Raw genomic sequence first — 22014 nt, forward strand, 5'->3', positions numbered from 1 at the left:
GCGTCGAAGACTGATCGTATGAGCACCCCGAACACCACACTCCGCGCCGACGTCCTGGTCATCGGCTTCGGCAAGGGTGGCAAGACCGTCGCCAAGGCGATGGGCCGCCTGGGCCGCCGCGTCGTGCTCGTCGAGCAGTCCAGCCGCATGTACGGAGGCACGTGCCCCAACGTCGGCTGCGTGCCGACGAAGGCCCTCGTGCACCACGCCGGCAAGCGCCGCCCGGACGACCCGCCGCAGGAGTGGTACGAGCGGGCCGTCGGCAGCGTGCGGACGCTCACCAGGCTCCTCCGCTCGGACAACTACGACGCGCTGAACGACGCCGACACCGTCACGGTCGTCACGGGCCGGGCCACGTTCGTCGACCCGCACACCGTCGAGGTCGGTACCGGCCCGAACCGGCTCGCCGTCGTCGCCGAGACCATCCTCATCAACACCGGCGCCGAGCCGATCATCCCCGACGTCCCGGGCCTGCGGGCCAGCAAGCGCCTCGTGACCAGCACGGATCTCATCCAGACGACGGAGCTGCCGCAACGTCTCGTGATCATCGGCGGCGGGTTCCTCGGCATCGAGTTCGCCTCGATCTACCGCCGCTTCGGCTCCCAGGTGACCGTGCTGGAGCAGGCCCCGAAGATCCTCGGCCGACTGGACGACGACGTCGCGGCCGTCGCCACGGGCATCCTGACCGGCGAGGGCGTCGGGATCGTCACGGGCGTGCGGGTCATGGAGGTGCGTGACGACGAGAGCGCCACGACCGTCGTCTACGAGCAGGTCGGCCGCCGGCACACCCTGGAGGCCGACGCCGTGCTCGCCGCCACCGGGCGCGCCCCGGCCACCGGCGACCTCGGGCTTGAGGCCGCCGGCGTACGGGTCACGGCGCGGGGCGCGATCGTGGTCGACGAGTACCTGCGTACGAGCCGGCCGCACATCTTCGCCCTGGGCGACGTCAACGGCGGACCCCAGTTCACCTACGTCTCCCTGGACGACAGCCGCATCGTCCTGGACCAGCTCACCGGCACGGGCACGCGCTCCACGACGGACCGGGTCGCGATCCCGAACACGCTCTTCATGACCCCGCCGCTGGCCACCGTCGGCATCACCGAACGGCAGGCGCGTGACGAGGGCCGCCAGGTGAAGATCGCCGGCGAGCTGGTCGCCGACATCGTGGCGATGCCCCGTGCGCATGTCGTGGAGGAGACCCGTGGGGTCATGAAGTTCGTGATCGACGCGGAGACGGACGAGATCCTCGGGGCGGCGCTGCTGAGCGTGGACGCGCAGGAGCTGATCAACACGGTCGCGCTCGCCATGCGCCACGGCATCAAGGCCGCCGAGCTGCGCGACGCCGTCTACACCCACCCCAGCTCGACGGAGGCCTTCAACGAGGTCCTCGGCACCATCATCCGCTAAAGGGGATCATCGGGCAGTTTGATCGAGCCAGTCAGTGGCCGGTCCTGGATCTCGGGCAGCCTTACCGCGATCATGGCGATGTCGTCCTTCCTGGCGATGGGCATCCGGGCGAGCACCTGGTCGGAGAAGTCGTCGATGGGCGCGCGGGCCAGCGACTCGGCGTGCCGGCGCAGTCGTTCCAGGCCGTCGTCCAGGTTCTCGCCGGGCCGTTCCACCAGGCCGTCGGTGTAGAAGAGCAGGGTGCCGCGCGGCGGCAGCATGGCGACGGCGCTGGTGCGCGGCTGGTCGTTGCCGTAGCCGAGCAGGGGGTTGAGCGCGCCCTCCAGGAAACGACCCTCGCCCTCGTACGTGACCAGCAACGGCGGCGGATGCCCGGCCACCGAGTACTCCAGCCGCCATTCCCCGTTCTCGGGACCTTCCAGCCGGGCCAGGATGCAGGTCGCGGTGCCGTCGCCGTACAGGGCCTCGGTGGCGACGTTCAGGCGACGCAGGATGTCACCGGGGGGTTCGCGGCGGTCCATGGCCAGGCCCCTGAGCATGTTGCGGAGCTGGCTCATGGTCACCGCGGCGGCCAGGTCGTGCCCGCCGACGTCGCCGATGGTCAGGATCGTCGCCCCGTCGGGCAGCAGGAAGGAGTCGTACCAGTCGCCGCCGATCTCGACGGCGGTGGCGCTCGGGCGGTACCGGGCGGTGATCTCCATTTCCGGCACGTCCGGCGGGTCGGGCAGCAGGCAGTTCTGCAGGGCGAGCGCCACCCGCTGGGTGCGCTGGAAGCGCATGGCGTTGCTCAGGTGGGCATGGGCGTGGTCGAGCATCCGGCCCAGCAGGTCGACGTCGGCCGGCCCGATCGGCTCCCGCGATCCGCAGATCACCGCGTCGAGCACCGCCGCCACGGCACCGTCGACGATCACCGGTACGAGCGCGATGCTGTTGGCCTTGGCGCTCCTGAACCACTCGTCCGCCCCCGGCGGCGCCAGGTCCGGCGGGAAGTCGCCGGGCGGGAAGATCCGGTGAACCGGCCGGCGGGTCCTGACCGCCTGGACGAAGGCGGTGCGCGGCCCGAAACGTACCGTCCCCGGCTGCGGCTCCGGCCCGAGCCCCTCCCGTACGATGCTGACGAACCTCTCGGCCACCAGCGGCTCGGGCGGCTGGCCGTCGAAGTCGGGGACCAGGTAGATCCCGATCCCGTCCAGCACACTGGGCATGAGCACGTGGCAGAGCATGCCCAGCACCTCGTCCAGGCCGCCGATGTCGGCCGTCGCCGCGGCCGCCTGGTCGAGCAGTTTCCTGCGCTGCTCCTCCTGCCATTCGTGCTCGACGTCGGCGCACGTACCGACCCACTCGACCACCTCGCCGTTCTCGATCACGGGGACGGCGCGCGTGCGCACGTGCCGGTAGCCGTCACCGGCCAGTTTCAGCCGGACCACGTGGTCCCACCGGCCCTGCAGCCGGGCCTCCGGCCAGGTGTCGCGGACGCCCGGCAGGTCGTCGGGGTGAACGGCCCGCAACCAGCCCTCGCCGCTGTACTCGGGCCAGCTCTGACCGGTCATCTGCTCCCAGCCCGGGCTCGGCTCGGCCACCTGGCCCAGGGGGGCCATCACCCACACGACCTGCGTTTCGACCCGCATGAGGCTCTGGTAACGCAGGACGAACCTGCGCCGCTCCTCCGCGATGGAGTCCAGCTCGCCGCCGCGCCGGGCCTGACCGGCGGTCTTCGCGACCACCAGCAGTACGCCGGCCTCGTCGGCGCCGAGCCAGATCTTCGACATGCTGATCGAGTAGCGCCGCTGACCGTCCGCTCTCGTACGGTCGCCGAAATCGAGGGGCAGCTCCCGCAGGCTGAGCGGTTCGCCGGTCTCCAGCACCCAGTCGATCAGCCCGAAGTAGTCCTGCTGGTGCAGGTCGCCGAGGGCCTCGCGGATCGGCAGCCCGAGTACGCGCTCGCCGGCGATCTCCTGGAAGGTGGCGTTGGCGTAGACCAGCCGGTGGTCGGGGCCGCCGGTCGCCACCACTCCCACCGGGGCGGAGTCGAAGACGTCGAAGGGCAGGCCGCTGAGCGTCCGGTCGGCAGCCTCGCCCATCGTTGTCATCCCCCCGCCTAGGTCACGATCGCCCCCGTGCTGCTGTCGCATTTGAGGGGATATGTCACTATCAACCCTCCGAAGCAGGTCCGGGTAATCCGTTTCCGACGGTTGTTGACCTGCCGATTGCCGAAATATGGAGCGGCGACGAGCCATCCGGTCTTGAACGGCGTTCAATTACTACTTGCACAGCGTTCAAGTCGCCCCCTATCGTCGTACTTGCACATTGTTCAAGTCATCTCGCAGGAGGCCGCTCATGCCGCTCCCCGTCGCCCTTGCCGCAGCGCTGCAGTTACTTCTCGCGGCGACGTTCCTCGTCCTCCCGCTTCTCGCGCAGATCTTCGGTGGCGCCGCGCAGCGGGCGGCCGAGGCCGAGATGGCCCGGCAGGGCCTGCCGGGCGGCGTGCTCGCCCAGCACGGCATCAACTTCAGGGAGAAACCCTGGGAGCTCGCGCTGGCGCTGGCCATCGCGGCCGCCCTGACGGCGCTGGGCTGGCTCAACCTCACCGGTGAGGGACTCGGCCGGACCCTGTCGTGGATCGCCGAACCCGTCGTCCTGGTCGCGGTCGGCTCCGTCACCGCCAGTCAGGTGTTCGCCCGCCGGTACACCGAGGCCGCCTTCAGGAGGTCCGCCGACCCGCGGGTGCGCGACATCGACGTACGGGCGCTGCTCGGCGCCGCCGTCGGCGCGTTCCCCTCCTGGCTGCGCCCCGCGGTCGTGCTCCGCTTCTGGCTGGCGACGCTGGGCTCGGTCCTGGTCATCGTGCTCCTGCTGACCCCGGCGGCGGGCGCCCATTTCCGGTAACCGCCGGCCACGCCGCGTAGCGTGCTGTCCATGGCCACACTCCTGGACAACCTCCTGGACCTGTCCGACTTCGCCTGGCAGCGCCTGCGTACCCGGCTGGACGGGCTGACCGACGCGGAATACCTCTGGACGCCGATCCCGGACTCCTGGACGGTCCATCCCGGCGACGACGGCTCATACGTCGCGGACGGGGGCGGGCTGCCGCCCGAGCCGTCGCCGTTCACCACCATCGCCTGGCGGGTCACCCACCTCATCGACATCCTGCAGGCCGAGCGGACGGCGACCTGGTTCGGGCAGAAGCCCGCACCGGAGGACGGGGTGCCGGGGGTGCCGGGCACCGCCGCCGACGCACTGCGCGCTTTGGAGCACGCCTACGACGTGTGGCGCCGGCGGCTGGCCGCCCTGAGCGCGGACGACCTCGGGCGCGCGATGGGCCCGATCGCGGGACCGTACGCCGACGCCGACGGCACCGCCTTCGCCCTGCACATCCTCGACGAGTTCGTGCACCACGGAGCCGAGATCGGCGTCGTCCGCGACCTCTACCGCGGGCTCGGGCCGCGTGACCCGTTCGTGGCCGCCTGCCTGGCGGGCGACCGGCCGGCGATCGCGGCCATGCTGGCCGAGGATCCGGCGCTCCTCGACCGCACCCGCGCCGGGCGCCCCGGCCTGCTGGCCGAGGCGGCGGCGTGGCAGCGCTGGGACGCGATCGAAGTGCTGGTCGAGCTGGGCTTCGACGTCAACGCCCGTACGGCGGCCGGCCGGACCCCGGCCCACCACGCCGCCGGCGCCGGCGCGGTCGGCCCGCTGCGGCTGCTGGTCCGGCACGGCGCCGACCTCACCGCCACCGACCCCCTCTTCGGCGCCACCCCGCTCGGCTGGGCACAGTGGTTCAAGCAACCGCACACCATCGCCTACCTGGAACGACACCAGCCCCCCACCACCGACCCCCCTACACCCGCCGAGGCCCCCCACCCACCCCAGTAGAACGCCCCCGCGTCCCGGAACAGGCGCCGTCACGCCCAGGAGCAACGCCCCCACGCCCGGGGAACGCCCCGCCCTCGGGAACAACGTCCCGTGCCCCGGGAACGTCCCTGCGCCCGGAAGAACGCCCCCTGCGCCCGGAAGAACGCCCTCTGCGCCTGGAAGGGCGCCCCTGCGTTTGCACCCGGAAGGGCGCTGCCGGGGCCGCTAGGCTGCCGGGCGTGCTGGACGACGAGAAGCTCGCGGCGATCGCCGCCCGCCTGGCCGAGGTGCCCGGCGTGGTCGCCGTCGTGCTGGGCGGCAGCCGGGCCCGCGGAACCCACCGCCCCGACTCCGACATCGACCTCGGCCTCTACTACCGGCCCCCGCTGGCCGTGGCCGACCTGCGCGCGCTCGCTCGCGACCTCACCGGCACCCCCACCGACGTCACCGAGCCGGGCGGCTGGGGGCCGTGGGTGGACGGCGGCGGCTGGCTCACCGTGGACGGGTGGCGGGTCGACTGGATCTACCGCGACCTCGACCGCGTGCGCCGGATCTGGGCGGACTGCCAGGCCGGCCGCTACGAGATCGGCGTCCAGGCGGGACACCCGCTGGGCTTCTACTCCCACGCCTACGCGGGCGAGGTCGCCATGTGCCGGATCCTCGCCGACCCCACCGGAGAGCTGACGGCGTTGCGCGCGGAGACCACCGCCTACCCGCCGGCCCTGCGTACAGCGCTGATCCGCGGCCTGTGGGAGGCCGGCTTCGCGCTCCAGATCGCCGGATACGGCGCCACCGGGCACGACCCGGCGTACGCGGCCGGATGTCTGTTCCGCGCGCTCGGTGTCGTATGTCAGGCGCTGCACGCCATCGACGGCGCCTGGCTGGTCAACGAGAAGGGCATGATCGCGGCCGCTGGCCGGCTCCCGTCGGCGCCGCCGGAGTTCGCCGAGCGCGCCCAGGCACTGCTGGCCGCCGTCGGCAGCACCCCCGACGAGATCGCGAGCACCGTCGCCACCGCCGAGCGGCTGATCGCCGAGGTAAGGGCCACCTGCTCCTGACGCCTCGTCCCGCTCCTAACGCTTCGCGGAGAACGTGGTCAACGCTTCGCGGCGAGCGTGGTCAGCAGGAGGAGCAGCGCGCTCTGGGCCAGCATGCCGGGGGCGAGCGGCGGGGCGTCGCCGACCGACTTGGTGAGCGCGTACCACCACTGGGTGAGCGGCGGGAGGCCGTCCCAGGCGGGGTCGAACGCGCCCGCGCCGTGGTTGACGTTCACGTGCACGAAGACCCCGTACGCCGAGGCGAGCAGCACGGCCAGCGCGAGCCAGCGGGCCACGGTGACCCTTCCAGGGGAGTCGCCCGTGGCGATCAGCACCAGCGCGAGCACCAGCAGGACCAGGGCCGCCCAGGGGATCAGCTGGGTCGTGGTCTGCCAGTGGCGTTCGAAGGCGAGCTCGGCCGCCGCCCCCATGATGCCGATCGCGGTCAGCGCCAGCAGTCCGAGGCGCACCGTGAGGGGACCGGTCCGGCGGGCCGGCCGCTCGGTGATGCCAGTGGGCGTTGAGGTCATGCGGGACCACCCATCCGATACGAGAGCTCTTCGGTCGCCTCCAAGCTCTCCGCCCCGCATCAGATGTTCCTCAGCGGATTCTGAATATCTCGTGAGAAACCGGTACCTCACCCGGCGGATAAGGCGATGCGGTGCTTTCTTCCGGGTCAGGGTGGATCATTGGGGGATGGACGTATTGGCGGCCGTCGCGGCGATCGTCGCGCTCGTGCTGAACGGCCTGATAGCAGGCCTCTTCTTCGCATTCTCGGTGGCGGTGATGCCCGCTCTCGACGCGATCGACCAGGACCAGGCGGCCGCTGCCATGCGCAGCGTCAACCAGAAGATCCTCAACCGGGTGTTCCTGCTGACGTTCACGCTGGCGCCGGTGCTCTCACTGGCCGCGGGCGTGCTCCTGCTGGTGTCCGGGGCGAGCCTGCCGGGGATCCTGGCCCTCGCGGCCGCCGTGGTCTATTTCGTCGGCTCGATCCTGGTGACCAGCGTGGTCAACGTGCCGCTGAACAACGCTCTCAACGACGGCAAGGTCGACTGGGCCGGCTATTCACCCCGCTGGACCCGCTGGAACCACCTGCGAGGCTGGGCCTGCGTACTCGCCGTGGCGCTGCTCGGCACCGCACTCCACCTCTGGTAGTGATCGGTACGGCCCCGCCGTACCGATCACGCGGGAGGGCGGGAGAGCTCACATGTTGATCATGTGACCGGCGAGACCGTGGATCGCCTCCTTGACCGCCTCGCCGAGCGTCGGGTGCGCGTGGACGTTGCGCGCGACCTCGTGGACCGTCAGGTCCCACTGCTGGGCCAGGGTCAGCTCCGGCAGCAGCTCGGTGACCTCGGGCCCGATCAGGTGGGCGCCGAGCAGCTCGCCGTGCGTGTTGTCGCTGATGATCTTGACGAAGCCGGTCGTGTCGCCCAGCCCGTGCGCCTTGCCGTTGGCCGTGAACGGGAACTTCGCCACCTTCACGTCGAACCCCAGCTCGCGCGCCTGCGCCTCGGTGTGCCCGAAGCTGGCCACCTGCGGCTGGCAGTAGGTCGCCCGCGGGATCATCACGTAGTCCAGCTCCATGGTCTCCGCGTTGCCGATGGTCTCGGCGGCGACGATCCCCATGGCCTCCGCGGCGTGCGCCAGCATCAGCTTGGCGGTGACGTCGCCGATGGCGAAGATGTGCGGCACGTTCGTCCGGCAGCGCCCGTCAACCGCGATGGCGCCCCGATCGGTCAGCGCCACGCCCGTCTTCTCCAGCCCGTAGCCGTCGACCCGCGGCTGGAACCCGATGGCCTGCAGCACCTTGTCCGCCTCCAGCACCTGGGTCTGGTCGCCCTTGGTGACGGTGACCTTGACGGAGGCGCCGGTGTCCTCGATGGAGTCCACGCGGGTGGAGGTCATCACCTCGATGCCGAGCCGCTTGTAGCGCTTGGCCAGCTCGGTCGACACCTCCTGGTCCTCCAGCGGCACGATCCGGTCGAGGAACTCCACGATCGTGACCTTGACACCGTAGTTGTGCAGCACGTACGCGAACTCGACCCCGATCGCGCCGGCGCCCGCGATGATGATGCTCGACGGCAGCTCCTCGGTCAGGATCTGCTCCTCGTACGTCACCACCCGCTCCGACAACTGCGTGCCCGGGATCAGCCGCGTGCTGGCCCCGGCGGCGATGATGCAGTTGGAGAACGTGATCGTCTCCCCGTTCACCTGGATCGTGTTGGCGTCCAGGAACGTGCCGCGGCCGTCGTACTCGGTGATGGCGTTCTTCTTCATCAGGTAGTGAACGCCCTTGACCCGGCCGTCGGCCACCTTGCGGCTGCGCTGGAAGGCCGCTCCATAGTCGAAGGTGACCTCGCCGCTGATGCCGAAGGTCTTGGCCTCGTTGTGGAAGATGTGGGCGAGCTCCGCGTTGCGGAGCAGCGCCTTGGAGGGGATGCAGCCCACGTTGAGGCAGACGCCACCCCAGTACTTCTCCTCGACGACCGCGGTACGCAGCCCGAGCTGGGCAGCGCGAACCGCCGCCGTGTACCCTCCCGGACCCGCGCCGAGAACGACGACGTCATAGTGAGTGCTCATGTGTCGGACCATACCGTTCACCCGCCGCTGCCCCGGACCCCACACCCGTCGGCCAGGATAGAGGCGTGATCCGGATACTCCTGGCCGACGACGAGACCATGATCCGCGCGGGGGTCGGGGCCATCCTCCAGTCCGACCCGTCGCTGCAGGTGGTGGCCGAGGCGGGCGACGGCAGGCAGGCCGTCGAGCTGGCCCTGCGGCACCGGCCCGACGTGGCGCTGCTCGACATCCGCATGCCCAGGCTGGACGGCCTGGCCGCGGCGGCCGAGCTGCGCAGGGTCGCGCCGGACACGGCGGTGGTGATGCTGACCACGTTCGGCGAGGACGACTACATCGCCAGGGCGCTGGAGGTGGGGGCGAGCGGGTTCCTGCTCAAGTCCGGCGACCCGCGCGAGCTGATCGCCGGGATCCACGCGGTGGCCGAGGGGGCGGCATACCTGTCGCCCAAGGTGGCCCAGCGGGTCATCGCCGAGATCGCGGGGGGCAGGATGGCCAAGGGGGCGCGGGCGCGCGACCGGGTCGAGGCCCTCACCGAGCGTGAGCGCCAGGTGCTCGCCCTGCTCGGCGCCGGGCTGTCCAACGCCGAGATCGCCACGCGGATGCACATCGTCGAGGGCACGGTGAAGGCGTACGTGAGCGCGATACTCACCAGACTCGACGTACGCAACCGCGTACAGGCCGCGATCATCGCCTACGAGGCCGGGTTGGTAGCCTGACCCGTGATGTATCACCTTCTGTTCTCGCAGGTCTTGCGGCGTTTCGACGCCGAGGCCGTGCACCGTCTCACCGTCGGGGGCCTGGCGCTGCTCGCGCGCCTGCCCCTGCTCAAGCGGCTGCTCCACCAGGCGCTCGCGCCGCGCGACCCGGCGCTGCGGGTGACCGCGTTCGGCGTGCACTTCCCCGGGCCGCTCGGGCTGGCCGCCGGGTTCGACAAGGACGCCGCCTGCGCCGAGGCCGCCGCCGCGCTCGGCTTCGGCCATGTCGAGGTCGGCACCATCACCGCGCACGGCCAGCCGGGCAATCCGCGGCCGAGGCTGTTCCGGCTGGTGCGGGAGCGGGCGGTGATCAACCGGATGGGGTTCAACAACGCCGGCGCGCACGCCGCCGCCCGCCGGTTGCGCCGCCCCCGCGGCGTGCCCGTCGTGGTCGGGGTGAACATCGGCAAGACCAAGGTCGTGCCCGAGTCGCAGGCCGTGGCCGACTACGTCGCCAGCGCGAGGCAGCTCGCCCCGCTGGCCGACTATCTGGTGGTCAACGTCAGCTCGCCCAACACCCCCGGCCTGCGCGACCTCCAGGCGGTCGAGCTGCTGCGCCCGTTGCTCGCCGCGGTCAAGGAGGTGGCCGACGCCACGCCCCGCCGTACGCCGCTGCTGGTCAAGATCGCGCCGGACCTCGCGGACGAGGACGTGGACGACGTCGCGGAGCTGGCCGTGGAGCTGGGCCTGGACGGGATCATCGCCACCAACACCACGATCAGGCACGCGGGGGAGACAGGTGGCCTGTCCGGCCGCCCGCTCAAGGCCCGCTCCCTGGAGGTCCTGCGCCGCCTGCGCGCCAAGGTCGGCGACCGGCTCACGCTGGTGTCCGTGGGAGGCGTCGAGGACGTGGACGACGTCTGGGAGCGCCTGCTCGCGGGCGCGACCCTGGTCCAGGGTTACACGGGCTGGATCTACGGCGGCCCGCTGTGGGCCTCCCGCATCCACCGGCAGCTCGCCCGCCGGGTACGCCGCCACGGCCTGAAGTCCGTCACCGAGGCCGTCGGCCGCGTCGCCTGAAGCCCCCTAAAGTAGGACGGTGATTGACGAAGTACCACTTTCCGGCGGCGTCACCCTGCGCCTGATCACCGAGCAGGACGCCGACGCCCTGGCCGACGCCTACGTCCGCAATCGCGACCACCTGCTGCCGTGGGAGCCGCGCAGGCCCGCGGACTTCTTCACGCCGCAGGGCCAGGCCGACCGCCTGAAGGACGTGCTGGACCAGTACGCGCGGGGCCAGGCGGTGCCCTGGGCGCTGGCCGACGGCGACCTGGTCGTGGGCCGCGTGACGCTCAACACCATCGTCCGCGGCCCGTTCCTCAACGCCGACCTCGGCTACTGGGTGGACGGCGGCTACACCGGCCGCGGCCTCGCCACGGAGGCCGTGGTCGCGGTGTGCCGGATCGCCGACGAGATCCTGGGCCTGCACCGGATCGCGGCCAGCACCCTGCTGCACAACGAGTCCTCGCAGAGCGTGCTGCGCAGGACCGGCTTCGAGCTGGTGGGCACCGCGCCGAACTACCTGGAGATCGACGGACGCTGGCAGGACTGCCGTATCTACCAGCGCATCCTCAACGACCGCCCCGCCTTCTGAGCCACCAGGGACCTGGTCCGGCGCGGGCAGGTCACATGCTGGGCCGGGTGGACTCCGCGTCGTGCGTCATGGCGTCGATGCGTTCGAGCACGGCGTCCACCCGCACCACGCCGGGCCGGTGCGGGCGCCGCCGCTGCCACGGGTGCGGCCCGGCGAGCGGCCGGTATTCCACCCCGATCGCGTCCAGCCGCCCCAGATGCCGCTCCAGCCGCCCCTCGAACCCGTCGGCGGCCGTGCCCGACCAGGCCACCTCGGCCAGCGCGCAGGCCCGCGGCCACAGGCGGTAGTCCACCGTGCGGGCGTCCGGCACCCGTTCGGTCCACAACTGCGCCTGCACCCCCACGACGTGGGCGCGTTCCTCGTCCGTCCACTCCTCGGGAGCGGGCCGGAACGCGGCCACGTCCGCGACGGTGATCGCCTCGCCGATGGCCAACGGCTCGTCGGCCGAGGCCGCCTCGGCGTAGTCGAAGTACAGCGGGAACACGGGAGTCGCCACCACGTCGTGCCCGGCCGCGGCCGCCCGCCGCCCCACGCCCATGCCACGCCACGGCATGACCAGCGTGTCCTGCCGCAGCCCGCCGCTGACGAACGCCTCGTCCCACACCACCGTCCGCGTGCCCCGCTCGGCCAGCGCGTCGGCCAGCCGCCGCAGGAACCACCCCTGCAGGTCGTTGACGGTGGCCAGGCCGAGCGAGTCGCGGTAGGCGGAGATCTCCGCCGACGCGGCCCAGTGGTCGAGCACCACCTCGTCGCCGCCGATGTGCACGTAAGGCGTCTCGCCCAGCGCCCCGATCAGCTCGTCGAAGATCGTCGTGAGGAACTCGACGGTCGGCGGCAGCGGCGACAGGATCGCGGGGGAGATGCCCCATCGGTCGAGCACGTCGTACCGCTCCCCGGTGGCGCCCAGCGCCGGGTAGGCGGCCAGGATCGCCGAGGCGTGCCCCGGCACGTCGATCTCCGGCACGACCGTGACGTTCCTGGCGCGGGCGTAGGCGCCGATCTCGGCCAGGTCGTCGAGCGTGTAGTAGCCGCCGTGCGGGATCTCCTCGTACGTCACCGGGTCCCGGTGGTGCCCGACCGCCGTACGCGGCCGGTGCGAGGACACCTCGTGCAGCAGCGGGTACGCCTTCGACTCCACCCGCCACCCCTGGTCGTCGACCAGATGGAGGTGGAGCCGGTTGAGCTTGTGCATCGCCATCAGGTCGACCAGCCGCAGGACCTCCCGCTTGGGGAAGAAGTGCCGCGCCACGTCGAAGTGCAGCCCGCGCCACCCGAACCGGGGCGCGTCCTCGATCCGCACCCCCGGCACGGGCCACGAGCCCCCGCCCGCGAGCCGGTAGGAGGCGTCGGGCAGCAACTGGTGCAACGACTGCGCCGCGTAGAACGCCCCGGCCGGCCCGCCGGCCGCGATCTCGACCCCGCGGGACCCGGTCGTCAGCCGGTAGGCCTCCTCGCCCAGCGCTGGATCCCGCCGTACGTCGATCTCGCCCGAGTCCCCGGGCCGCAGGTCGAGCATGGGCAGGGCGAGGCGTACGGCGTCGAGCAGATCACCGGACACCGTCGCCCCGGAGCTCAGCTCGTAAGAACCGGAAAGATCACTGAACAGTCCTGGACGAGGAATCATGCTTCGAGATAGTGGTGCAATCCGTTCGCCAGCGCCACCGCGATCTTCTGCCGGAACTTCGCGTTGGTGAACTTGGCCGCCTCCGTGGCGTTGCGCATGTTGCCGCACTCGACGAAGATCTTCGGCACCGTGGACAGGTTGAGCCCGCCGAGGTCGTCGCGGAAGTCGAGCGCCGCGCGGCCGAGGTAGGTGGAGTATGACAGCCCCGTGCCCGCGGCGAACGCCTCGCGTACGGCGAGCCCCAGCCGGCGCGACGCGGCGACCACCTTGTCCACCGGGCCGCCGATCTTCTTGGGCATGATGACGTGGAAGCCGTGCGCGGTCGATGCCGCGCCGTCGGCGTGCACCGAGATCGCGGCGTCGGCGTCGGCCCGGTTGCCGATCGCGGCCCGCTCGGTGACGCAGGGGCCGACGCTGTCGTTGTCCTGCCTGGTCAGCTTGACCGTGGCACCCCGGGCGCGCAGGATCTTGGCCAGCCGCCTGGAGACGTCCCAGGTGAAGGCGGCCTCGCTGTAGCCGCCGTTGGTGGCCGTGCCGGTGGTGTCGCAGTCCTTCCACTGGGTCAGCACGTTGACCTGGCGGCTGATGGCCCCCGGGTCGCGGTAGTTGCCGCCGTTGTGGCCGGGGTCGATGACGACGACCTTGCCGTCGAGCGGCTTGCTCGGCCGCGCGGGGAAGGGGGTGGGCGCCGGTGTGCCCGGTGCCGGCTCGGAGGGCTGGGCTCGCGTCGCGTCCCGCGCGGAGGAGGGGGTCCGCGTCTCAGCGTGCGCGTGTGCGGTCTGGCCTGCGCCGGCGCCACCGTAGGCGGTGTTGCCGCAGGCGGAGACGATCAGGCCGCAGATGGCGAGGACCGAGGCCGGGAGAGCACGCATGGCCTCAAACCTACGGCACGCCGCGCGGTGGGGCCCGCCTTATGCGGGCCAGGACACGGCGACCGCACCTCGTGGTCAGCACCCGGCGCGCTCACGGCCGCGTGGTCCGTGCGGGCGCCGGCCGGACGTCCTCACCAGTCGTGCCGTCGTCCCACGGGCGCCACGTGCTCGCCGACCCCCTGCCGCTCCAGCAGGGCGGCCAGCTCCCGCGCGTCCTCGGCGTCGAGGCCGAGGACGACGCGGGGGCGGCCCCACGGATGGTCCAGCGAGTGGGCGACGTAGCTGGCGACCGATTCCCCGCCGCCGTCGGCGGCCCGGCCCCGGCCCGTGCGCCACTGTCCCCAGGCGCGTTCGAGTTCGGCGGCGGCGCGCTGGGCGCAAGACACCAGTTCCGGATCACGCATGACTGTTCCCCCGGATCAGATCGTGACCGGCGGAAAACCGGCCACAATTAGCATGACCCGACCGAGTAAACCGCCGTGCGGCACCGTCGCCGCACGGCTTGACGCAGGTTTGGCGCTCTCTTGGGCGGGTCCCGTGTCCCGCCTAGGAGAGCACGGGCCCCGTGCTCCGCCGCACGATCAGCTCCGGTCGGATCTCCCGCAGGCGCGAGACCTTGGCGGGATCGCCGATCCGGTCGCTCAGTAACGCGGCCGCCGACCTGCCCATGGCCCGTCGGGGCTGGTCGACCGAGGTGAGCGAGATGTGGCGGGAGGCCGACAGGTGCGTGTTGTCGTACCCCACCACCGACAGATCGTCCGGCACGCTCAGGCCCAGTTCGCCGGCGGCCGAGAGCACGCCGAGCGCGACCACGTCGTTGGCGGCGAAGATCGCCGTGGGCCTGGGGTCGCGGCTCAGCAGCGCGAGCGCCGCCTCCCGGCCACCGTCCTCGGTGGAGTCCGCAGCCTCGACCATGATGTACGGCGCCAGCGAGTGCCGGCGCATCGCCACGAGGTAGCCCTCGCAGCGTGACGACCGCTGGCCCTCGATGTGCGCGATCCGCTTGTGGCCCAGTCCGACCAGGTGGTCGATGGCCAGACGGGCGCCGAGCTGGTCGTCGTCGACCACGATGTCGACGCCGTCGAGCTCGATGTCACGTTCCCCGACCACCACGGTCGGGGTGTAGGCGGTGGCCTCGATCAGGGTCTCGCTGGTCGGCGCGATGCCCAGCAGGATCAGCCCGTCGACCCTGAGCTCGAGGAAGGACTCCACGGCCTCGTCCTCGAACGCCGGGTCCCACTGGCTGTTCCCGATCAGCATGCGCAGACCGTCGCCGTGCAGGCTCTCTTGCAGGCCGTCGAGAGTTTCGGCGTAGAAGGGGTTGTGGAGGTTGGCGACGAGCGCACCCACCAGGTGGGTACGGCCCTCGACCAGGCTGCGAGCCACCGCGTTCGGCCGGTAGCCGAGCTCGCGGGCCGCCTGCAGCACGGCCTGCCGCCGGTGTTCACTCACGTGCGGGGAACCACGCAGCACGAGAGAGACCAGGGATTTCGAGACGCCGGCTCGCTCGGCGACATTGCGGATTGTGGGTCTGGGCCGAGGCAGCGTATCTACCTCTCTTAGCTCCGTAATAGTTGAAGTGTTGACGGGCGGTCCTGACATGTGTCTCCCCCGCGATGCGGAAATGGGCACCTGTCTGACCAAACGATCGAGTTAGCCGCAGGGTACGGCTTCCGTTACGGATTGCCTAGGAGATCCAGATATTGACTGGATAGCCACACGTCAGTGGCGGACACGCTGTCGGATACTGTGCAGGGGTGACACCCGGGAAGTCAGCCGAGACGGCGCGTCCGGCGCGGCGCAGGCTGAGCGTAGACCGTCGTCGTGAGGAGCTCATGGCGGCCGCGCTGGAGCTGTTCAGCAAGCGCGACGCGGAGGACGTCTCGATCGACGACGTGGCCGCGGCGGCGGGCGCTTCGCGGGCCCTGGTCTACCACTACTTCGGCGGCAAGCAGGAGCTCTACGTGGCCGCGCTGAGGAGCGCGGCGGACCGGCTGGAGTCCCGGCTACGGCCGCACGAGGGCGGCACGTCGCTCGACGAGCTGGCCTCCGGGCTCAGGCGCTACTTCGACTTCGTCGAGGAGCACGCGACCGGCTTCGCCGCGCTGCTGCGGGGCGGGCCCGCCAACCGGGCGGGCGAGGTGGGCGAGATCGTCGACGGCGTGCGCCAGCGGCTGTTCCGCCTGATCCTGCGGCAGATGCGGGTCGAGGAGCCGAGCCCGGTGCTGCGCACGACGCTGCGGTCGTGGATCGCCTCGGTGGAGACGGCCGGCCTCGACTGGCTGGAGCACCGCGACGTCGAGCGGCCGACGCTCGAGAAGATGCTCGTCGATCACATGGTGGCGCTGCTCGGCGTCGCCGCCTCTTATGACGGGGAGGTCGCCGGCCTGCTCGAACGGCTGGCGTGAGCGGCTCTCCAGAACGCCGCCGTGCGGGCGGGCGGATCACCCTCGGTGACGGCGGGTGGACTCGGGCACGACCGGCGGGAGGCATGACTGACGGGAAGGATGGCGCCGGGCGGGCGGCGCCAACTTCCCGTGCGACGTCACGTCGTCACTGCGGTGGACCGGGCCACTGCCTGGTCCACCCCTTCAACCCCCCTGAGGTCGGTGACGACCCTGCGACTACTCCGAGCGCTGCTGCGGAATGCCCGCGAGCAGCGCGCGTACCTCGGTCTCCCGGTAACGCCGATGACCGCCGAGGGTTCGAATCGACGTCAACTTGCCCGCCTTGGCCCACCGCGTAACGGTCTTGGGGTCGACCCTGAACATGGTCGCGACCTCAGCGGGCGTGAGCAGTGGCTCGGCCTCGGGTGTACGAGCTGACATTTGTGCGGCCTCTCCTCCGTGTGGACCGGCATAGCGATCCTGTGACTGCCTTTGCGCGTGTCACGGATGTCCCCCTATGGCACAGAGCGTGCGGCTTTTCTGAGCCATATGCGGCATCACCCGATGTGACCATACCGCCACGCAGAGCGATTGGCGAGCCCTTCTTTGACCCAACTGCCCGCCCCCATGGCGATGTCACGCTCGGTGATTCTAGCGACACGGTTCGTGGTATCGCAGTGAAAACGGCAAACTACTCAGTTCGCAGAAGAGAGCAGCCGCGAGACGTGACCTACTCATGCAGGTCAGACGGCCGTATTGGGGCTCAGTTGGCAGATTCCAGCTGTTGCATTGACTTCCACCGGAGGATGACCCTCTGGTACATGGCGTAGGCAAGTTCTTCTTGACCCGTGTCCAGGCCCGTCAGGGCCGCCGCCAGCTCCGCCACCGACTGGTCGGCCTGGAGCGCGTCGTCGTTCATCAGGTGCACGAGCCCGCCGTAGTCCAGCTCCACCAGCGAGTGCGGGTGGAACTCCTCCAGCCACCTGGCGATGTCCTCCACGTCGAAGTTGGACGAGACGTCGCCCAGATGCCTGCGCAGCACGTTGAGGGCCCGCGCCGCGCGCCTTCTGGCCTGTGCCATGGACGTGACGTAGATGAGGTTGCGTCCGGTGGTGGTGGTCACGTCCTGACCGGGGTTGGTCGAGCCGAGCACCAGCCAGCGCTCGTTCCCATCGAACGGCACGAACCACGATGGCGGCACATGCCACGCCGTGGTGCGAATGTGCGTACGCAACGCGGACGAACCCGCCTGCCGCTTGAACCGGTCGAAGTCGTCGGCGGTCTGCTCGGCGATCGCCTTGGGCACGAGACGGTCCATCAGTTTCGCGGGAGTGCTGCCACGCAGCCTTGAGAAGGCCAGCCACGAGCGCAAACGGGTCTGCCAGGGGCACACGTACAGGCGATCCTCAACACGCCGTAGATAGGCGTTGGGGCTCTCCTGGGCGGGAACGGGTTCGGGGGGCATGCCGAGCAGGCGCATGACAGACTCGCCGTGTTCCGCATTGAGCGCGTTCGCGCGGCGCGGGCGGTCACGTGAGTCGGCGTAGTCGGCCCACAGCTTGCGCTCGGGCTCGGCGAACGCGGTCAGTGGCTCATAGACGCGGAGGTAGGCGGCATAGGGCAGCACGGAGGCATCGTGTCACGAAGCGAACCTGCATGCACCGTTGTGGCTTACTACGCTGTGAGGTGATCTCCGCCGCAAAGGAGCGGCGGACCGGACAGGGAGTCACCACCGTGACCGACGTCTTCGGTTCGTCCCACAAGGACGTCCATGAGCAGGTCGTGTTCTGCGCCGACGAGCAGAGCGGCCTGCGTGCCATCATCGCCATCCACAACACGTCGCTGGGCCCCGCCCTGGGCGGCACCCGTTTCTATCCGTACGAGAGCGAGCAGGCGGCCCTGGCCGACGCGCTCAATCTCGCCAGGGGCATGTCCTACAAGAACGCGCTGGCCGGCCTCGACCTGGGCGGCGGCAAGGCCGTCATCATCGGCGACCCGGCCAAGGACAAGAGCGAGGCGCTGCTGCGGGCCTACGGCAGGTTCGTGCAGTCGCTCGGCGGGCGCTACATCACGGCCTGCGACGTCGGCACCTACAGCGAGGACATGGACGTCATCGCCCGCGAGTGCCGCTACGTGACCGGCCGCACCACGGCCCACGGCGGCGCGGGGGACTCGTCGGTCCTCACGGCGTTCGGGGTGTTCCAGGGCATGCGCGCCTCGGCCGAGCGCGTCTATGGCACGCCGTCGCTGCACGGCAGGCGGGTGGGCGTGGAAGGGGTCGGCAAGGTCGGGCACCGCCTGGTCGAGCTGCTGCGCGAGGACGGCGCCGACGTCGTGATCTGTGACGTCGACCCGCGGGCCGTCGAGCGGACGCGCCTGCGCCACCCGGAGGTCGACGTGGTGTCAGGCGCGGCGGAGATGACCGCGAGCGACATCGACGTGTTCGCCCCCTGCGCGCTGGGCGGCGTCCTGGACGACGAGACCGTCGCCCGGCTGCGTGCGAAGATCGTGTGTGGCGCGGCCAACAACCAGCTCGCCCACACCGGCGTCGAGAAGCAGCTCGCCGAACGCGGCATCCTGTACGCCCCCGACTACGTGGTCAACTCGGGCGGTGTGATCCAGGTCGCAGATGAGATCCAGGGTTTCGACATGGATCGGGCCAGGTCCCGGGCGGCCAAGATCTACGACACGACTCTGAAGATCTTCGCGATCGCTGCCGACGAAGGCGTTCCCCCGGCGGTCGCAGCAGATAGGCTAGCCGAGCGCAGAATGTCGGAAGTCGGGCGAATTAGGGCCATTTGGCTGGGCCACTGACGCCCCACGCCCATACGACGTACCGAGCTGGGCACAAAACAGGTACGGTAATAGGCGAACGATAGGCTGACGCCCAAAGTCAGGCGGCGTCAGTGTGTGGTGCGTTAGCGACGAGGGGTCGGGGACGACCCCACACGAGGGGGTCGAGCCAATGGGGCGCGGCCGAGCAAAGGCCAAGCAGGTCAAGGTTGCTCGCCAGCTGAAGTACAACAGCGGTGGCACAGATCTTGACCGTCTTCGCGACGAACTCGGGGTCGGAGACCCCAGCCGCAGTGACGACGCCGACGACCTCAACGATGAGCTGGCGGATCGCTATGCCGATTACGCCGATGACTATGGCGCCGGAGACGACGACGATGGCCGTTCGTCCGGCCGCCGTTAGCCGTCCTCCTGGTTGATAGTGGTCGAGGGCCCGGTCTCCGCGCCGGCTCCTCGCTCACGCTCGTCGGGCCCCACGGGCAACCGTGGGGCTTTCGTCACGCGTAAGCCCTGGCGCACGTCTTCCTGGGCTTGTCCCGTACGCGTGTGACGCATGCGTCGGGTGCGGTCCGGGCCTGCCCTGGCGGGCCCGGACCGGACGGTTACCGGTAGCGGGCGCGGCCCTCGCCGGGGACGATCTCGCCCAGCACCCAGGCCGCCAGCCCGCGAGCCTCCAGCACCCGGATCGCCTCGTCGGCCGACTCCTGCGACACCACGGCCGCCATGCCGACCCCGAGGTTGAACGTGCGGTCCATGTCGGCCTGCGCGATCCCGCCGTAGCCCGCCAGCGTGCCGAAGACGGCGGGCGGGGTCCACGACGACCGGTCCAGCAGGGCGTCCAGGTGGCCGGGCAGCGACCGGGACAGGTTGCCCTCGATGCCCCCGCCGGTGATGTGGGCGTAGGCGTGCACGTCCACCGCCCGCGCCAGCTCCAGGCAGTCGAGCGAGTAGACGCGGGTGGGCTCCAGCAGTTCCTCGCCCAGCGGCCGGCCCAGCTCCGGCAGCACCGTGTCGAGGGACAGCGCGGCCTCCCGCACCACGTGGCGCACCAGCGAGTAGCCGTTGGAGTGCAGCCCCGAGGAGGCCAGCCCCAGCACCACGTCACCGGCCACCACCCGTGCGGGCCCGAGCAGCTCGTCGGCCTCCACGACGCCGGTGCCGGCGCCCGCGAGGTCGTATTCGTCCGGGCCCATCGCCCCGGGGTGCTCGGCCGTCTCGCCGCCCACCAGCGCGGCCCCGGCCAGGCGGCAGCCCTCGGCCACCCCGCCGACGATCTCGGCGACGCGCTCGGGCACCACCTTCCCGCAGGCGATGTAGTCGGTCATGAACAGCGGCTCGGCCCCGCACACCACCAGGTCGTCGAGGACCATGGCCACCAGGTCGATGCCGATCGTGTCGTGCTTGCCGTACTGCTGGGCGATCATGACCTTGGTGCCCACGCCGTCGGTGGCGGAGGCGAGCAGCGGCCGCCGGTAGCGCAGCAGCGCCGAGGCGTCGAACAGGCCGGCGAAGCCGCTGGCGTCGTCGACCACCTCGGGCCGCCGTGAGCGCGCCACCTTGTCCTTCATCAGGGCGACGGCCCGCTCGCCCGCCTCGATGTCGACGCCCGCGGCCTGGTAACTCGTCACGCTGTCTCCTCCGCCGGCGGCCGGTCGAGCTCGGTCACGCCTTGCTCTCCAGCACGAACTTGCCGACGTTGTCCTGGTCGATGGGGATGGGGTAGGAGCCGTCGAAGCAGGCCCTGCAGAGCCGTTCGGCGGGGATGGTGGTGGCCTTGGTCAGGCCCTCCAGGGAGATGTAGCCGAGTGAGTCGGCCCCGAGCGAGGAGCGGATCTCCTCGACCGTCAGCGAACCCGCGATCAGCTCGGCCCTGGTGGCGAAGTCGATGCCGTAGAAGCACGGCCAGGCCACCGGCGGCGAGGAGATGCGTACGTGCACCTCGCGCGCCCCGGCCTCGCGCAGCATCCGGACGATGGCCCGCTGGGTGTTGCCGCGCACGATCGAGTCGTCCACCACCACCAGGCGCTTGCCCTCGACCACCTCGCGCAGCGGGTTGAGCTTCAGCCGGATGCCGAGCTGGCGGATGGTCTGCGAGGGCTGGATGAACGTGCGGCCCACGTAGGAGTTCTTCACCAGGCCCTGGCCGTAGGGGATCCCGCTCTCCTGGGCGTAGCCGACGGCGGCCGGGGTGCCGGACTCCGGCGTCGGGATGACCAGGTCGGCCTCCACCGGGTGCTCGCGGGCCAGCACGCGGCCGACCTCGACCCTGGTGACCTGCACGCCACGCCCGGCGATCACGGTGTCGGGGCGCGCGAGGTAGACGTATTCGAACAGGCAGCCCTTGGGGTCGGCCAGCGCGAAGCGGCGCGACCGGACGCCGCGCTCGTCGATGGTGAGCAGCTCGCCGGGCTCGATCTCGCGGATGAACGTGGCGCCCACGATGTCGAGCGCCGCCGTCTCCGAGGCCACCACCCAGCCGCGCTCCAGCCGGCCCAGCACCATCGGGCGGATGCCCTGCGGGTCGCGGGCGGCGTAGAGCGTCGTCTCGTCCATGAACACCAGCGAGTAGGCGCCCTTGACCTGCGGCAGCAGCTCAGCCGCCGCGTCCTCGACGGAACGGGTCGGGTCCTGGGCGAGCAGCGCGGTGAGGACCTCGGTGTCGGTGGTCGCCCGGATGGACCCAGGAGCCAGGCGCTCGGCCAGCTCGGGGGTGTTGATCAGGTTGCCGTTGTGCGCGAGCGCCAGCCCGCCGACCTCGGTGGAGTTGAGCGTGGGCTGCGCGTTCTCCCAGACGCTCGATCCCGTGGTGGAGTAGCGGCAGTGGCCGATGGCCAGGTGGCCCCGCAGGGTGCCGAGCACCGACTCGTCGAAGACCTGGGAAACCAGTCCCATGTCCTTGTAGACGAGGATACGGGAGCCCTCACTGACCGCGATGCCCGCGGACTCCTGGCCGCGGTGCTGCAACGCGTACAGCCCGTAGTAGGTGAGTTTGGAAACTTCCTCGCCCGGAGCCCAAACGCCGAAGACACCACAGGCGTCTTTGGGTGCGCGGTCGTTGGGGTCCAGGTCATGGCCGAGCCGGCCGTCGCCCTTCAGCACATGCCTCAGTC

Annotated in this window: 22 protein-coding genes; 11 read left to right on the top strand and 11 right to left on the bottom strand. The window is 70.9% G+C overall.

The features are described from left to right. Positions 1-18: 18 nt before the first annotated feature. Positions 19-1407 (top strand): FAD-dependent oxidoreductase, encoded by a 1389-nt coding sequence (locus BLS95_RS23450; protein ID WP_090934830.1) that lies wholly within the window; start codon positions 19-21, stop codon positions 1405-1407. On the opposite strand, the gene BLS95_RS23455 is transcribed toward BLS95_RS23450, so the two are convergent. Further along, positions 1404-3488, bottom strand: a complete 2085-nt coding sequence (locus tag BLS95_RS23455) for a SpoIIE family protein phosphatase (RefSeq protein WP_090934833.1) — start codon at positions 3486-3488, stop codon at positions 1404-1406. The genes BLS95_RS23450 and BLS95_RS23455 overlap by 4 nt on opposite strands. 256 nt (positions 3489-3744) lie before the next feature. Between BLS95_RS23455 and BLS95_RS23460 the strand changes: the two genes are divergently transcribed. From BLS95_RS23460 to BLS95_RS23470, 3 genes are all read left to right on the top strand, one after another. Further along, positions 3745-4293: a hypothetical protein gene (locus BLS95_RS23460; protein ID WP_090934839.1), complete on the top strand. Its 549-nt coding sequence runs from the start codon at positions 3745-3747 to the stop codon at positions 4291-4293. A gap of 30 nt (positions 4294-4323) precedes the next feature. Next, positions 4324-5277 (top strand): DinB family protein, encoded by a 954-nt coding sequence (locus tag BLS95_RS56970; RefSeq protein ID WP_090935073.1) that lies wholly within the window; start codon positions 4324-4326, stop codon positions 5275-5277. 218 nt (positions 5278-5495) lie between these two features. Further along, positions 5496-6314, top strand: coding sequence for a nucleotidyltransferase domain-containing protein (locus tag BLS95_RS23470; RefSeq protein ID WP_245765221.1), 819 nt, complete (start codon positions 5496-5498; stop codon positions 6312-6314). 38 nt (positions 6315-6352) lie between these two features. On the opposite strand, the gene BLS95_RS23475 is transcribed toward BLS95_RS23470, so the two are convergent. Further along, positions 6353-6823 carry a hypothetical protein gene (locus tag BLS95_RS23475; protein WP_218135947.1) on the bottom strand — a complete coding sequence of 157 codons (471 nt, stop codon included), beginning with the start codon at positions 6821-6823 and terminating at the stop codon, positions 6353-6355. A gap of 166 nt (positions 6824-6989) precedes the next feature. Between BLS95_RS23475 and BLS95_RS23480 the strand changes: the two genes are divergently transcribed. Then, the gene (locus tag BLS95_RS23480) at positions 6990-7451 is read left to right on the top strand and encodes an anthrone oxygenase family protein (protein WP_090934842.1); all 462 of its coding nucleotides are present in this window, start codon (positions 6990-6992) and stop codon (positions 7449-7451) included. 48 nt (positions 7452-7499) lie between these two features. Here the strand turns inward: BLS95_RS23480 and lpdA are convergent, their stop codons facing one another. Beyond that, complete coding sequence (gene lpdA, locus BLS95_RS23485; RefSeq protein WP_090934845.1) at positions 7500-8879, bottom strand: dihydrolipoyl dehydrogenase; 1380 nt, start codon at positions 8877-8879, stop codon at positions 7500-7502. A gap of 65 nt (positions 8880-8944) precedes the next feature. On the opposite strand from lpdA, the gene BLS95_RS23490 reads away from it, so the two are divergent. Genes BLS95_RS23490 through BLS95_RS23500 form a run of 3 tightly spaced genes read left to right on the top strand, consistent with a single transcriptional unit; the run spans position 8945 to position 11228 of the window. Beyond that, complete coding sequence (locus tag BLS95_RS23490; protein ID WP_090934848.1) at positions 8945-9595, top strand: response regulator; 651 nt, start codon at positions 8945-8947, stop codon at positions 9593-9595. Between the two features lie 6 nt (positions 9596-9601). Further along, the gene (locus BLS95_RS23495; RefSeq protein WP_176993351.1) at positions 9602-10654 is read left to right on the top strand and encodes a quinone-dependent dihydroorotate dehydrogenase; all 1053 of its coding nucleotides are present in this window, start codon (positions 9602-9604) and stop codon (positions 10652-10654) included. A gap of 19 nt (positions 10655-10673) precedes the next feature. Further along, on the top strand, positions 10674-11228 hold the full coding sequence (locus tag BLS95_RS23500; RefSeq protein ID WP_218135948.1) for a GNAT family N-acetyltransferase: 555 nt from the start codon (positions 10674-10676) through the stop codon (positions 11226-11228). A 31-nt stretch (positions 11229-11259) separates the two neighbouring features. Here BLS95_RS23500 and BLS95_RS23505 read toward each other — a convergent pair whose 3' ends face one another. From BLS95_RS23505 to BLS95_RS23520, 4 genes are all read right to left on the bottom strand, one after another. Continuing rightward, the gene (locus BLS95_RS23505) at positions 11260-12852 is read right to left on the bottom strand and encodes a beta-N-acetylhexosaminidase (protein WP_090934854.1); all 1593 of its coding nucleotides are present in this window, start codon (positions 12850-12852) and stop codon (positions 11260-11262) included. Further along, a complete protein-coding gene (locus tag BLS95_RS23510; RefSeq protein WP_090934858.1) occupies positions 12849-13724 on the bottom strand; it encodes an N-acetylmuramoyl-L-alanine amidase in 876 nt (291 codons plus the stop codon). The genes BLS95_RS23505 and BLS95_RS23510 overlap by 4 nt, the downstream gene beginning before the upstream one ends. A gap of 131 nt (positions 13725-13855) precedes the next feature. Continuing rightward, positions 13856-14128 carry a hypothetical protein gene (locus tag BLS95_RS23515; RefSeq protein WP_090934861.1) on the bottom strand — a complete coding sequence of 91 codons (273 nt, stop codon included), beginning with the start codon at positions 14126-14128 and terminating at the stop codon, positions 13856-13858. A gap of 142 nt (positions 14129-14270) precedes the next feature. After that, complete coding sequence (locus BLS95_RS23520; RefSeq protein ID WP_245765222.1) at positions 14271-15326, bottom strand: LacI family DNA-binding transcriptional regulator; 1056 nt, start codon at positions 15324-15326, stop codon at positions 14271-14273. 233 nt (positions 15327-15559) lie between these two features. Between BLS95_RS23520 and BLS95_RS23525 the strand changes: the two genes are divergently transcribed. Further along, positions 15560-16132, top strand: coding sequence for a TetR/AcrR family transcriptional regulator (locus tag BLS95_RS23525; protein ID WP_090934864.1), 573 nt, complete (start codon positions 15560-15562; stop codon positions 16130-16132). A gap of 216 nt (positions 16133-16348) precedes the next feature. Here the strand turns inward: BLS95_RS23525 and bldC are convergent, their stop codons facing one another. Then, positions 16349-16552, bottom strand: coding sequence for a developmental transcriptional regulator BldC (gene bldC, locus BLS95_RS23530; protein WP_013133571.1), 204 nt, complete (start codon positions 16550-16552; stop codon positions 16349-16351). A 322-nt stretch (positions 16553-16874) separates the two neighbouring features. Then, on the bottom strand, positions 16875-17738 hold the full coding sequence (locus BLS95_RS23535; protein ID WP_090934867.1) for a DUF8083 family protein: 864 nt from the start codon (positions 17736-17738) through the stop codon (positions 16875-16877). A 107-nt stretch (positions 17739-17845) separates the two neighbouring features. On the opposite strand from BLS95_RS23535, the gene BLS95_RS23540 reads away from it, so the two are divergent. Further along, the gene (locus tag BLS95_RS23540; protein ID WP_245765223.1) at positions 17846-18925 is read left to right on the top strand and encodes a Leu/Phe/Val dehydrogenase; all 1080 of its coding nucleotides are present in this window, start codon (positions 17846-17848) and stop codon (positions 18923-18925) included. A 151-nt stretch (positions 18926-19076) separates the two neighbouring features. Further along, positions 19077-19307 (top strand): DUF3073 domain-containing protein, encoded by a 231-nt coding sequence (locus BLS95_RS23545; protein ID WP_090935088.1) that lies wholly within the window; start codon positions 19077-19079, stop codon positions 19305-19307. 199 nt (positions 19308-19506) lie between these two features. Here the strand turns inward: BLS95_RS23545 and purM are convergent, their stop codons facing one another. Beyond that, positions 19507-20532, bottom strand: a complete 1026-nt coding sequence (purM, locus tag BLS95_RS23550; RefSeq protein ID WP_090934873.1) for a phosphoribosylformylglycinamidine cyclo-ligase — start codon at positions 20530-20532, stop codon at positions 19507-19509. 34 nt (positions 20533-20566) lie between these two features. After that, complete coding sequence (purF, locus tag BLS95_RS23555; protein WP_090934876.1) at positions 20567-22003, bottom strand: amidophosphoribosyltransferase; 1437 nt, start codon at positions 22001-22003, stop codon at positions 20567-20569. Positions 22004-22014 lie beyond the last annotated feature (11 nt).

The sequence above is a fragment of the Nonomuraea jiangxiensis genome (genome assembly GCF_900099965.1).
In the GTDB taxonomy this organism is placed as follows: Bacteria; Actinomycetota; Actinomycetes; order Streptosporangiales; family Streptosporangiaceae; genus Nonomuraea; species Nonomuraea jiangxiensis.